Annotated in this window: 8 protein-coding genes; 4 read left to right on the forward strand and 4 right to left on the reverse strand. The window is 68.1% G+C overall.

Annotation, left to right across the window (positions count from 1 at the left end; translation table 11 throughout):
- Positions 1 to 20 precede the first annotated feature (20 nt).
- Both C2L59_RS08180 and C2L59_RS08185 read right to left on the reverse strand, forming a co-directional pair.
- Positions 21 to 1,370, reverse strand: coding sequence for an ABC transporter substrate-binding protein (locus C2L59_RS08180; RefSeq protein WP_103348895.1), 1,350 nt, complete (start codon positions 1,368 to 1,370; stop codon positions 21 to 23).
- A 15-nt stretch (positions 1,371 to 1,385) separates the two neighbouring features.
- Entirely contained in the window at positions 1,386 to 3,038 is a 1,653-nt protein-coding gene (locus C2L59_RS08185; protein WP_233223344.1) for a glycoside hydrolase family 13 protein, read from the reverse strand.
- A 171-nt stretch (positions 3,039 to 3,209) separates the two neighbouring features.
- Between C2L59_RS08185 and C2L59_RS08190 the strand changes: the two genes are divergently transcribed.
- Positions 3,210 to 4,235 (forward strand): LacI family DNA-binding transcriptional regulator, encoded by a 1,026-nt coding sequence (locus C2L59_RS08190; RefSeq protein WP_103348896.1) that lies wholly within the window; start codon positions 3,210 to 3,212, stop codon positions 4,233 to 4,235.
- A gap of 127 nt (positions 4,236 to 4,362) precedes the next feature.
- The gene (locus C2L59_RS08195) at positions 4,363 to 4,671 is read left to right on the forward strand and encodes a hypothetical protein (RefSeq protein WP_103348897.1); all 309 of its coding nucleotides are present in this window, start codon (positions 4,363 to 4,365) and stop codon (positions 4,669 to 4,671) included.
- Between the two features lie 356 nt (positions 4,672 to 5,027).
- Here the strand turns inward: C2L59_RS08195 and C2L59_RS08200 are convergent, their stop codons facing one another.
- Positions 5,028 to 7,094: an AMP-binding protein gene (locus C2L59_RS08200; protein WP_103348898.1), complete on the reverse strand. Its 2,067-nt coding sequence runs from the start codon at positions 7,092 to 7,094 to the stop codon at positions 5,028 to 5,030.
- Positions 7,095 to 8,301: 1,207 nt separating this feature from the next.
- Complete coding sequence (locus tag C2L59_RS08205; protein ID WP_233223345.1) at positions 8,302 to 9,900, reverse strand: beta-1,3-glucanase family protein; 1,599 nt, start codon at positions 9,898 to 9,900, stop codon at positions 8,302 to 8,304.
- A 999-nt stretch (positions 9,901 to 10,899) separates the two neighbouring features.
- Between C2L59_RS08205 and C2L59_RS47820 the strand changes: the two genes are divergently transcribed.
- Both C2L59_RS47820 and C2L59_RS08215 read left to right on the forward strand, forming a co-directional pair.
- The gene (locus C2L59_RS47820; protein WP_103348900.1) at positions 10,900 to 12,852 is read left to right on the forward strand and encodes an RICIN domain-containing protein; all 1,953 of its coding nucleotides are present in this window, start codon (positions 10,900 to 10,902) and stop codon (positions 12,850 to 12,852) included.
- A 72-nt stretch (positions 12,853 to 12,924) separates the two neighbouring features.
- Positions 12,925 to 13,335: a hypothetical protein gene (locus C2L59_RS08215; protein ID WP_146060289.1), complete on the forward strand. Its 411-nt coding sequence runs from the start codon at positions 12,925 to 12,927 to the stop codon at positions 13,333 to 13,335.
- The last annotated feature ends 158 nt before the right edge of the window (positions 13,336 to 13,493 follow it).

Raw genomic sequence — 13,493 nt, forward strand, 5'->3', positions numbered from 1 at the left:
CGGCCGGGCCGCCGTGAGCGTCACGACCGGTCCAGCAACGCCTGAGCCTGCTTCTGCGCGTCGGCGAGCAAGGCCGGGATGTCGGCACCACGGTCGGTCAGGACCTTCTGCGCCACCGGGTCGAGCAAGCCGTAGATCTGCTGGGTGGATCGCGTCGGCTCCGGGATCAGCGGCTGGCCGAACATCTTGTCGGTGTACGGCGTCATCTGCTTCACCGGCACGTTGACGTACTGCGCGATCCAGCCCATCCGCTGGTCGAAGGTCGCCTTGTCGAACACCGGCAGCTCGGGCGAGCCGACGGCCTCGCCGGAGTCCGCCGTCGCCTTCGCGTCGGCAACAGCCGCGGCCTGGTCGGCCTGCTTGCTCAGGTAATAGAAGTCGATCCACTTCACGGCCGCAGCTTTGACGGCGCCGTTCGCCTTGGCGTTGACGCCGGCGAGGGTGCCGCCGCCGAGGACACCGGCGTTCGGGCCGTCGAGCGGGAGGGCCGTGACGCCGTAGTCGTCGGCCTTGATCGCGTTCTGCGCCTTCAGCGAGCCGTAGTTGCCGCCGCCGGAGACGTACATCCCGATCCGGCCGGCGGCGAAGTCCTGGTTGATGCCGTTCCAGTCGTAGAGGAAGTTGGCGCCCATGCTGTTGTCGTCCCAGCGCATGGTGTGGATCGTCTGCAGCGCGCGGGCCATCTGCGGGGTGTTCAGCGTGGCCGTCGCCTTGTCGCCGGTCAGCTGTTCGGTGCGGCCGCCGAAGGCGTAGTCGAGCGTGGTGAGGATCCAGCCGCCGGTGTTGTCGGTGGTCAGCTGGGCGTACCCGGCCTGGCCCGTCTTCTGCGCGATCTGCTTGGCGTCCGCGCGGATCTCGTCCCACGTGGACGGTGGCTTGTCCGGGTCGAGCCCCGCTTGCTTGAAGAGCGTCCGGTTGTAGTGCAACGCTTGGCCGTGCGCGGCGATCGGGACGGCCCACATCTTGCCGTCGGCGGCCGAGCCGGCTTTCGCGACCTCGGGGTTGAACTTCTTCGCGTACGGCAGGCCGGCGACCAGCTCGCTGATGTCGGCGATCTGACGGCGTTCGATCAGGCCGCGGCCGTCGGTGAAGGGCATTGTGAGGACGTCCGGGAGCGTGCCGCCCGCCAGCTGCGCGGTGAACGTCGTCGCGTCCCACTTGAACTCCTGCGGGACCAGGTCGATCGTCGGGTTCGCGGTTTCGAACTGCGTGACGCGGGCGTTGAACGCGGCGACCGCGCCCTGGTCCAAGCCCGGTTCGATGGACACCTTGACGACGGTCTTGCCGTCGGCGGTCGTGGTGTCGCCGCCGGAACAGGCGGTCAGCGCGGCGGCGCACAGGCATACCGCGGCGATCTTCGAGGACTTCATTGTCTCTCCTGGCGGTTACTGGACTCGCAGCCAGACGGCTGTGTCGGTGGGCAATTGGGAGCCGGGCAGCTCGCCGCTGGCGAGCAGGATTTCGAGGTGGCCGGGCAGGTCGATCGGGGTGTCGCCGAAGTTGACCAGGCAGAGCAGGTCCTTGCCACGGCGGAAGGCGAGGACCTCGGCGCGGTCCTCGGTCGCCCAGGCGAACTCCTCCCCGTGCAGCGCGGGTTCGGACCGGCGCAGCGCGATCATGGTGCGGTAGAGCGTCAGCATCGACCGGGGATCGCCGTCCTGCCGCTCGACCGAGTAGTCACCCCAGTCGGCGGGCTGGGGCAGCCACGGGGTTCCGGCGCCGAAGCCGTACGCGCTGTCGGCGTCTGACGTCCAGGGGAGTGGGACGCGGCAGCCGTCGCGGCCGGGGTCGGTGCCGCCGGAGCGGAAGTGCATCGGGTCCTGCAGCACGTCGAGGGGCAGGTCCTCGACTTCGGGCAGGCCCAGCTCGTCACCCTGGTAGACGTACAGCGAGCCGGGCAGCGCCGCCGACAGCAACGCGGCCGCGCGGGCCCGGCGCTGCGCCCTGGCCAGGTCGGTGGGGATGCCGAAAGCGCGGGCGACGAAGCCGAACGAGCTGTCCTCACGGCCGTAGCGGGTGGCCGCGCGGGTGACGTCGTGGTTGGACAGCACCCACGTCGGCGGCGCGCCGACCGGGCCGTGGGCGTCCAAGGTGGACACGATCGCGGTGCGCAGCTCGGCGGCGTCCCACGGGCGCATCATGAAGTCGAAGTTGAACGCCGTGTGCATCTCGTCGGTGCGCAGGTAGCGGGCGAAGCGGTGCGGGTCGGCCAGCCAGACCTCGCCGACCAGGACACGCGGCTCGGCGTAGGAGTCGGCGACGGCCCGCCAGCTGCGGTAGATGTCGTGGATCTCGTCGCGGTCGACGAACGGGTGCGCGTCCGGCGTCACCTCGTTCGGCAGCGCGGGGTCCTTGACCGGCATGGTCGCGGAGTCGATGCGGATGCCCGCGACGCCCCGGTCGAACCAGAACCGCAGCACCTGCTCGTGCTCGTGGCGGACGTCCGGGTGGTTCCAGTTGAGGTCCGGCTGCTCGGGCGCGAACAGGTGGAGGTACCACTCGCCGGGCGTGCCGTCCGGGTTGGTGGTGCGGGTCCATGTGCCGCCGGAGAAGCTGGACTCCCAGTCCGTCGGCGGCAGCTCCCCGTGCTCGCCGCGGCCTTCGCGAAACCAGAACCGTTGCCGCTCCGGCGATCCCGGCCCGGCGGCGAGCGCGGCGCGGAACCACTCGTGCCGGTCGGAGACGTGGTTGGGGACGATGTCCACAATGGTCCGGATACCGAGCGCGGACGCGTCGGCGATCAGCTGCTCGGCTTCCGCGAGGGTGCCGAACGCCGGGTCGATCGCGCGGTAGTCGGCGACGTCGTAGCCGCCGTCGGCCAGCGGCGAGGAGTACCACGGGGTGAACCACAGGGCGTCCACGCCGAGGCTCTTCAGGTAGGGCAGGCGGGCGCGGACGCCGGCGAGGTCACCGGTGCCGTCGCCGTTGCCGTCGGCGAAACTGCGGGGGTAGATCTGGTAGATGACCGCACGGCGCCACCACGGCGCCGCCTGCTCGGCGGGCGTGGTCAGCGGGTCGGCCGAGATGTCGGTGGTCACGGGACTCCCGTTCTGGCTCAACGGTTTCCGGAGCGCGGCGAAGGGTGCGGACCGGCGTCCGCAGCGATTAGGTTTAGCGCTATACCTTGATAGACGGTAATGTCAGGCCCGGCCGCTTGTCAACGGCCGGTCCCGTAAACTGGGGCCCGGGTGAGCGAGAGGAGTCCGAGGGTGCGCGTCACGCTGCGGGAGGTCGCCGAGCAGGCGGGCGTGAGCATGATGACCGTGTCGAACGTGATGAACGGCAACCGCGCGCGGGTCTCGCCCGGGACCATCGAGAAGGTCCAGCGCATCGCGGACGAGCTCGGGTACGTCCCGAGCGCGTCGGCGCGCAGCCTCGCGACCAAGGCGTCCCGGCTGGTCGGGCTGCTCGTGCCGGCCGCCGACGAAGACAGCCTCATGATCAGCCCGCACACGATGGCGATCGTCGGGATGATCGAACGCGAGCTGCGCAAATACGGCTACCACCTGCTGCTGCGCGGGGTCGCCCATCCGGACGAGGTCGCCGAAGCCCTGCGCTCGTGGAGCCTCGACGGCGCGATCCTGCTCGGCTTCCTCGACGAAGAGGTCGGCAAGCTGACGAAGAAGACCATCGGCGCGGTCCACGTCGTGGCGATCGACAGCTACTCGGCGAACCGCCTGACGACGGGCACGCGCTCCGACGATTTCGCCGGCGCCCGGCTCGCGGCCGAACACCTGCTGGATCTCGGCCACCGCCGGATCCTGTTCGTCGGTCCGGCGTTCAGCGGCGTCGGCGTGGTCCACGAACGCTTCGAGGGCTTTTGCCAGGCTTTCGACGACGCCGGAGTGCCGCATCCGGACCTGGTGGAGACAGTCAACACGACGTACGCGGAAGGCCGCGAGCTGGGGCTTGTCCTGCGGGCGCGCCACTCTGGCGTGACAGCGTTGTTCGCCACGGCGGACATTCTCGCGGTCGGCATCGTCCACGGCCTGACGGAAGCGGGTGTACAGGTACCGGACGACCTTTCGGTGGTCGGCTTCGACAACCTGGACTTGTGCGACTACGTCACCCCGAAGTTGACGACGGTGTCGCAGGACATCGCCCGGAAGGCATCGACGGCGGTGTCAATCCTGCTGGGCTCGATCGAGCGGGGCGAGCGGCCGAAGCAACCGGTGACGATCGACGTTTCCCTCGTCGAGCGCGAGTCGACTGCACCGGTGCCTTCGGCGCCGTAGGGATATCGCCGGATGAATGGGGCCTGCGGGTCGTATCGATCGCCGGCCCGCGCTGCGCCGAATGGACGTGGTGTCAGCCGGGGTTCACGCCAACGACGTCTATCCAACGTGCCGGCGATGACCGACGATGGCGATCATGGTGGGTGGGGAGAGCGGTCGGTGGACCAGCGTGGCCACGTTGGACGCGAACCGGGCCAAGTCGCGGTTCGGCGTGGCCTATGTCCGTGCGGTGTGCAGCCAGGCTGGAGTCGGTTTTCAAGAGACCAGCCCGGACGAAGACGTGCTCGCTGTCGATGGGTGCGTCGAATTCGAAATCGCCGCCGCGCGCGTCCAGATCAAGTGCACCGGGCAGTTCAGGCTCAAGGGCGGCTCGACGGCGACGCGCTGCCGATCGGAGATCGATTGCCGCGCTGCAAGTGTCGGCGACCGCCGGTGAACTCGGCCGGCAGCACACATTCCGGGTCACGGCTGCGGTCGAAGCACCCGAGCCGGTGGTCGGCGGATACGCCACAGAAGCGGGTGTCGGATGAATGAGCTGGGTCGCTGGGATGCCCCATACCGACCAGGCCGACGTGTCGGCCACCCGGTCGTGTGCCGGGCTGCCCTGGGCGAGCCGGTCCTGCTCGCGAGATGCCCAACCTGCCGGAGATCGCCGTCGTCGTCACCGCGGCCGGCATTGTTCATGTGTTGCTTGACGCTCTTGGTGTCCACGAGGCTGAGCGCCGACTTACCGAGCAGTACGGGCGAAACGAAGGCTGCCGCTGTGGTCGTGCCGGCGTGTGTACTCAGGCATCAGAAGTCCGTGGGTGCTTGCCAGGCGTCGTCGTCCAGGAGGCGCTTGAGGATCTTGCCCGTCGCGTTGCGGGGCAGGTCCGGGACGAAGTAGACGTCCCGCGGCACGGCGAACCGCGCCAGCCGCTGGTGGATGTACGCGCGGATGTCCTCGGCGTGCAGCGAAGCGCCGCGCCGGGGCACGACGTACGCCGCGAGCCGCTGGCCCCACTCCGCGTCCGCCACCCCGACCACTGCGGCGTCGTGCACGCCGGGCAGCGCGACCAGCGCCTCTTCGACCGGGCGCGGGAAGACGTTCTCGCCGCCGGAGACGATCATCTCGTCGGCGCGGCCGGTGACGAACAGCCGGCCCGCCGCGTCGAGGTAGCCGACGTCGCCGGTGGCCATCAGGTCCGCCGCGCGTGCCGGGTCGGTGCCGTTGGTGTAGCCGTCGAAGAGCATGTCGTTGCCGACGAAGATCTGGCCCTCGCCGCCCGGTGGCACCGGCTTGCGGTCCTCGTCGAGGATGGCCAGGCGGGTGCCGAGCAGGCAGCGCCCGGCCGTGGTCGGCGCCGCGCGCAGGTCGGCGGGGTCGGCGATGCTCGCCCAGGACACTTCGGTCGAGCCGTAGAAGTTGTAGAGGACGTCGCCGAAGGTGTCCATGAACTGCGTGACGAACGTGCCGGACATCGCCGAGCCGCTGCTGGCGACGATCCGCAGCGACGACAGGTCGTAGCGCGCCCGCACCCGCTCGGGCAGGTCCATGATGCGCTGCAGCATGATCGGGACGGCGAACAGCGCGTCGCACTTCTGCTCGGCGATGGTCCGCAGCGTCTCTTCGGCGTCGAACTTGCGGGTCAGCGCGAGCGACGCTCGCAGCGCCATGCCGATCTGCATCGCGGCGAGGCCCCAGCTGTGGAACAGCGGTGCCGCGACGAGGATCCGGTCGCCGGCTTTGAGGGGAATGCGGTCGAGGATCGACGCGGCCGCGCCCATGCCCTTCGGGGTCGGGCGGCGCGCCCCCTTCGGCGTCCCGCTGGTGCCGGAGGTGAGCACGACCAGCCGGCCCGGCCGCTCGGCCGGCTTGGGCGGGTCGGCGGGCGCGGCGTGGATCAGCTCGTCGACGGTCGGGTAGCCGGCGTCGGCGTCCGGCCAGGTGCTGATCCGGGCGAAGTCGCCCGGCACGTTCGCGATGGTCTGCGCGAATTCGTCGTCGGCGAGCACGGCGGACGGCTTGTGCTCGGCGAGGACGTCCTTGACCGAGGCGGCGGACAGGCCGGTGTTCAGCAGGACGACGTCGGTGCCGAGCTTGCTGGCCGCGACGAACGACTCGACCATCGCGGAGTGGTTGCGGCACATCAGCGCGATCCGGTCGCGTTCGGCGACGCCGAGTTCGCTCAGCGCGTTGGCGAGCCGGTCGCTGCGCTCCCGGACCTGGGCGAAGGTGCGGACGTTGCGCTCGTCGTGCAGCGCGACGTCGTCGGCGGCGCGGGCCGCGGCGGCCTGGTAGCCGCCCGCGACGGTGGCGCCCCACTGCGAGATGGAGTTGAGCTGACGCGCCAGCTTGTCCGGGCGGCCGGGGCTGAGCACGCCGGCGCGCACGAGGATGCCGGTGGTGCGGAGCTTGGTTGCCTTGACGCCCTCTTGCGTGGACCCGGGGTCGGCCTGCCCGGACAGACGCAGCTCAAGGCGTCCGGCGATCGCCTTCAGATCTTTTTTCGCTGACGCCAACAGGTCCTGGTAGGACGGTGGCAGCATCATCCGGACCAGGAGTTCGGTCTTACCGCCGGCCAGGGGTCTCAGCTCCAGGGAGACCCAGGTGCCGTCGTCGGGGTCGCTGCACCACACGATGTGCTCGCCCGGCCGGTGAACGACGGCCTGGATCTGCTTTTCCCGCATCGGCAGGCGTTCAGGGACGATCCGGATCAGGCCCTTGGGCCCTCGGCCCCGGGCGGCCGGTTCCTGGATCTCGCACCAGCTGATCTCCGGGACGAAGCAGGGGTACCACTCCGGCGATCCGACGATCTGCCACACCACCTCCGGCGGATGTCCGACCACGGCACTCGCCTCGATCACATCGTCACGCATCGTCTGTCCTCACGGTGTTACCGAACGCACGTTTAGGTCACAGCGGCGCCAAGGTAACAGCGAATGGGTGAGCTTGATAGCCCGAACGGCGGGTACTGGAAAGTAGTTATGTTCGTAAAGATGGTGTAAATCGCTGCCACGTGGTGCTTGACACGGGTGCGCAGCAGCTCTCTCTGTCCACCGTGGACAGCAGGTCCACGCGGTCGGCAACCGTTGCGTCTTGACCACGCTCCTGCGCTACCTGCTCGGCGTGGGTCTCACCATTTCAAGCGTGTCCGCGCACCGGTTCGCCGAGCAGTCCCAAAATATGGAACGTCTGCGTTCCAGAATCTTGTGCGGTGGCGGGAGCTGCCCCATACTCCACCTTGAGTTCGTTGATGAGTCCGCCACGGAGACGACGTGCCCCTGAAGGCCGCCAGCAGGCCCTGATGGCTTTGTCATGGCGAAGGGGGGCCAGGTGCGCACAGCGCTGTTCGCGGCGGATCTGCTCAACTTCCACGACCGCACGATCCCGGTGATCGTGGTCGAGCCGATCAAAGCCGAGTTCGGCTCAACCGATGCGAGATCGGCTTGATCACCGAGGCTTCACGATCGCCCACGCGCTATCCGGTGCGCCACTGTGCAGACCGGCCGACCGCTCGTCGCCACGGGCTGTCCTGGCCATCGGATCGGAGGTGTGGAGGCTGCTCACAGCAGTCACCGGGCTCGACGGACGCATCGGAGCCGCCTTCGTGACGGGCGTGCCGAGCGCGAGGGCGCAGGCAGTCGCGAACCTCGAACCCTTCCGGCGGGCTGGTGGCGGCGGGCGTAGACGCCGTCATGACCGGGCGCGTGGTGGTACCGGCGATCGATCCGACCGACCCCGCTCGACGTCGGCGGTGATCGTGGACCTGCTGCACCCTGGGCACGACCAGGGGCGTTCCCTGCGCAAGACCGTCATGGCGGCACTCGACGCGGGCGTGAATCCTGCTCCCCGGTGACCTGGAGCCCGGGTGAACAAGTGCGCCGGTTCACCTGACGCCATACCGGTGGCCTCGTAGCTTTCAGCCGCCGCCGAGGACCCGCGCTCGCCTGCGTCGAGCCCGCCCCGGCTGCGATCCACCGAGCCCACGCCGTGCGGTGGACCTCCGTGACCGCCTGGCCGACGACCAGGGGCCCGGCTCTGCAACCGATGCCGAGCCCTGGTCGTCGCCATGACGGCGGTGCGCTATCCGCGGTGCCACTTCTGGTTCGCGCCGCCGGTGCAGTCCCACAGGACCAAGGCTGCTCCGTCGTTGCCGTTCCAGCCTTGGATGTCGACGCACTTGTTCGCCTGCGGGTTGAGGAGATCGCCGGCCGCGCTCAGGACGAACTGCTGGGCCGGGTTGCCGCTGCACGTGGCGATCTGGATGGTCGCGCCGTTGTCGGTGGAGCCCCAGGCGACGTCCATGCACATGTTGTTCTGCGTTCGCAGCGTCCCGCCCGTGTAGTTCCAGCTCTGGGCGACGGTGTCGTTGCAGCCGTAGGTCTGCAGGTGGACGCCGTCGCTGAAGTTCTGGGCCGGGACGTCGACGCACTTGCCGTTCCAGTTGCTGATGATCCGGTTGCCCGGCGGGGGAGGAGGTGTCCCGCCACCGGTGAAGCTGTTCAAGGTGATGCCCGCGGCCCGGGGACTGCCGTCGTTCACCAGCGACTCGAAGTTGCCGACGTCGTCGAAGGCGAACGCGTAGGCTTTCCCGTCAGCCATGTTCGCGTGCACCAGGCGCGCGTACTGGTTCGTCGGGTTGCTCTTGTAGAAGTCGGCGGCGTTGGTGCTCGGCTGGGTGTCGACCGTGCCGAGGGTGCCACGGTTGAGGGCTGCGCAGAGCGTTCGGGAGATCGGTCCGACGACCTGGTCGTTCGGCGCGGCCAGTGCGCCGTCGCAGCCCCAGACGTTCGCCGAGGACGGCTTGGTGAACGACGCCACCTGTTGTCCGGCGCTGTTGGTGAAGTTCATGACGTTACCGCTGGTGCGGCCGAAGTACCTGGTGTTCGGTTGGTCCGCGAACGGCACCACGGTCAGCACCTTGCCGGTGTAGGCGTTCCACGCCGAGCTGATGTACGGATCGAGGTACGTGCTGCTGAGCTGACCGGCGTCGGCGGCTTTGCCGGGGGCGAGGACGCGCAGGACCGTGCCGTCGGAGCGGGCGTAGACCGAACCGCCCCAGCCGGCCTGTGCCTTGATGCCGTTGATGACGTTTTCCCGGCCGTTCGCGGTGAGGGTGCCCGTCGAGTTCACCGCACCGGAACCGGTCGTCACGCTCACCGTGTGCGGGATGGCGAACATGTCGACCTGAGAGCTGTTCAGCCAGAGACCGGCGTCGTTGTAGGTGAACTCGCTCCAGTCGAACAAGATGTCACGGTTCGAGTCGCCGGCGGCCCACGGTGCCGGCTGGACCAGGCCGTCGGGTGTGAGGAAGAAGTTGAGGCGCCGGCCCATCGAGAAGTACACGCGACCGGAGATGTTGCGCGGGACCTGGATTGTCGTGGTGCCGCCGTTGCCAGGTCCGGCGATGGAGACGTCAGGCGCGGGGGTCGGGGGGTTACCGCCGCCGCTCCACGCGGTGAAGGTGCCGCCGGCGTTGACGTACCCGAGCCGGCCGGTGCTCAGGTTCACGCCGAGCACGTACAGGTAGACGGCGTCGGCGCGGCCGGTGTTGTTGGTGATGGACAACGGCAGGAGCGCGGGACCGGAAGCGGTGGCGGGGGTGGTACCGCCCGCCACGACGGTGGCCGCTGCCGCCGCGAGCCCGGCGAAGATCGCGGTCAATTTTCTTCGAGTTCGCACCGGCGACTCCTTTGTCCTAGGTGGGTGCTCCAGGAGCTGAACTCCGCCGTTCGGGGGCATCGATCCACCCGGTGCACGAGGTGTCACCAAGGTGTGGACACCGCCGAAACGTGGCGCGCACCGAACAGGTGTCACGGACCGAGATCGTCAGGGGAGCGGCATCCGACGGTAGGACTGCGCCGCTGACCGAGTCAATGGTCTAGACGTGTGGCGGGGCCTCTCGTGCAATCGTGGTGCCCGCGCGGACGCGGCGCCCGACGCGCCCGGCCGGCTGCGGCGGCTGTGTCGGTGAAGGACGGTCAATCCAGAACGTCTGCGTTCCGGACTCTTGCGTGATCGCTTGTCGATCCGCATACTGCGGATAGGTACGTGATCGAACTCACTGGCGAGCGACACCGCGACCGGAGGATGACATGGCCGTAGGCCGAGACGGAAGCCCGTATGCGCTGTCCGTGCCCGTGACGAGCGCGACGGGCAAGAGAACCGGGGTGGTCGCGGCGCTGTTGCCGAGGTGCTCGCCGGCCGCCGGTGAGTTCGCTGTCACCCCGATTGCCGGTGAACGGCCGAAAAGTGAGCCATGTCGTTCCACTCCGGTGATCTCCGGCGGTAACCGCCCGGCCTGACAACCCGGAAGCGAGAGCCCGTAAGTGGTGGCCCGCTGACGTTCATCGACGAAGCCATTCCGGTTCTGACGCAGTGAAACAATGGTGTCGAATAAATTAATTGGCGTGCGAAAATTCTGCCTGTGAACCGGTGTATCGCGACAGTGGTTTCTGTCTCGTTGTGACAGTGACACTCCGGTCGACGCCACCATAGAATGGCTATTGCCCGAAACTTTCCGACAACGGTTTCGTGGTCGAGTCAACCAACGGCGGCGCCTGTCGAGAAGGGCACCCGCCGCTTCCTGAAGCTCCGGAGGGGCCGTCGCGTCATGGGCCGGCGGTCTCTCCGGTACCAGCACCGCCCGTCACTGCACGCACGGAAGATCGGCTTAGCCACATGAACAAACTCAAGCAGTTCGTGGCCGGGTGCGCGACGTTCGCGCTCGCCGCGGCCGGCATCACGACGCTCGCACCCCCCGCGCAGGCAGCGGCACTGCCCTCGCCCGACTACGTCTTCCAGGCCTGGAACGACAGCTTCCTGGTCCAGGCCAACGGCGAAACCTACTACACCAATCAGCTGAAAAGCATGGGCACTCAGCGCTCCGGCTCATGGATCGCTGCACTGAACATTCAGGTGGCGCAAGACGTGTACGAGCGCACGCACACCGCGGCCGACCGCCAGAGGGTCCGCGATCTGATCGCGACCTTCCTCAAGTACGAAGGCACCAACTGGACCTCGTGGGCCACCTGGAACGACGATCTGGCGTGGATGATCACCACCGTCCTGCGCGGTTACCTCGCCACCGGAGACCAGTCCTTGCTGAACCTGGCGGCCGACCAGTGGAACAAGACGTACGACCGGGGCTGGACCGGTGACGGCGGGGGCGGCATCTGGGAGGAAATGAATTCCAAGTACAGCAAGTGCTCGTTGAGCAACAACCCGATGATCAGCACCGCGGTATCGCTGTACCAGGTCACCGGGGACGGCGCCTACCTGACCAAGGCGAAGGCGATCTACGACTGGGTCAAGAGCAAGCTCGTCAACGCTGCCACCGGTGTCGTAAACGAGTGCATCGCGTTCCCGAACGGCCCCAACGGGCCGACCGAGCTGCAGGCCTCCGACAACGCGTACAACGCGGGTTCGTTCATCGAAGCCGCCGACTTCCTGTACCGCGTGACCGGGAACGCCGGATACCGGGACGACGCCCAGCGGACGGCCGACCACTTCCTGAACACGGTTCCGATCGTGTCGAACAACGCCGGCCGCGGCTCGTCGTACCAATACTGGCTCTTCAAGGGGATCAGTGACTTCTGCACCGACACGAACACGTGCGGCAGGTACGACGCCTACATGCGCTCCAACGCGACTCATGCCTGGAACATGCGCAACGGCGCCAACCTCACCTGGAACGAGTGGACCAAACCGACGAACGAGCCCAACCCGGATGCGTTCGAAATGAACGGCATGGTCGGCCTGTTCCAGGACTTGCCGACCGCCGGCTCCTCGCCGTTCACTGGCAACTACGAACTCGAGAACGTCGCCAGCGGTCTGTCGTTGGCAGTGCAGGGCGGGTCCACCGCCAACGCGGCACCCATCGTCCAGATTCCCGACAACGGTTCCGCCAGCGGGTCGTGGACCTTCGAACTGCGCAGCAACGGGTACTACCAGATCAAGAACGCCGGAAGCGGTCAGCTGCTGAACGTCGCTGCCGAATCCGGCAAACTAGGAGCCGCGATCGTCCAATGGCCGGCCGGCAACGGCTGGGCGGGCAACGATCTTTGGAAGCCCGTGGCCAACCCGGACGGGACCTGGTCGTTCTACAACCGCAACAGCAAGCTGGCCCTCGACGATCCCGCCGGCAGTACCGCCCCGGGAACGCAGTTCACGCAGTGGGCACCCAACGACTCGACCGGCCAGAAGTTCCGCGTGGTCTCGCGGACCACCGGCGGTAACGCCACCGACGGCTCTGGCCCGGTGCGGTCCGGCATCGGGGGAAAGTGCCTCGACGTCAACGCCGGCAGCAACGCCGACGGCACTGCCGTGCAGATCTGGGGCTGCAACGGCACGGCGGCGCAGTCGTGGAAAGTGAACTCCGACGGGACGCTTCGAGCCTTGGGCAAGTGTCTCGACGTCGCGGGCTACGGCAACGCGAACGGAACTGCGGTAACGCTCTGGGACTGCACGGGCGGCGACAACCAGCAGTGGCAGCCTTACAACGGCGGTTACCGCAACCCGTTGTCCGGACGGTGTCTCGACGACCCCGGCTCGTCAAGCACCGACGGAACCCGCGTGGCGCTGTGGGATTGCAACGGCTCCGCCGGACAGCGCTGGTCGCTGCCCGGCGCCTGACGCGAACGCCGGGCTGCAGCCGGGCCTTGGATTCCCCCAGCAGGTGAGACAGGAGACGATTCAATCGTGAACATGCGGAAACTGGCCAAAGCGGGCCCACCGTCACTGGTACTGGGTCTTGCGATCTCGGCAGTCTGCGCGACACCGACGGCAGCTGTGGCCTCAGGGCTGCGCTCGATGGCCGAAGTTTTATCCACAGTTGCCGCGGCTTCGCCGACGCGTCAGTTCGTCGGCCAGGTGACCGGCTCCACGTACTTCGAAGTGAGTCCACCGGCCGCAGGGACCTATGCCCTCGAGTACGAACTTGAAGGTACCGCCTTTTTCGACACTTATGTCGACGAGGTCGAGCTGGGCTACGTGGGCGGTTCGGCAGGTGTTTACCGGACGCGTCCGCTGTCGCTGACTGCTGGCGGGCACGTGGTGCATGTTGCCGGCCCGGACGGTGCCGGAACGGCCTCGGTGTATCTGGTCGAGCTCCCGTAGCTCGGAGTTCGGTCGAGTCGATGTCCGGCCAGGACGGAAGCGGGGGCTCGCGAGGGCGATAGCAGCAGGCTCGCTCGTGGGCGGGCGAGCCTGCTGCTATCGCGTTTCCGCCGTTGTCCGGGTGACGGCGTGCCGGTGCCTGGGTCGGCCCGATCCGT

The organism is Amycolatopsis sp. CA-128772, assembly GCF_002904295.1.
In the GTDB taxonomy this organism is placed as follows: Bacteria; Actinomycetota; Actinomycetes; order Mycobacteriales; family Pseudonocardiaceae; genus Amycolatopsis.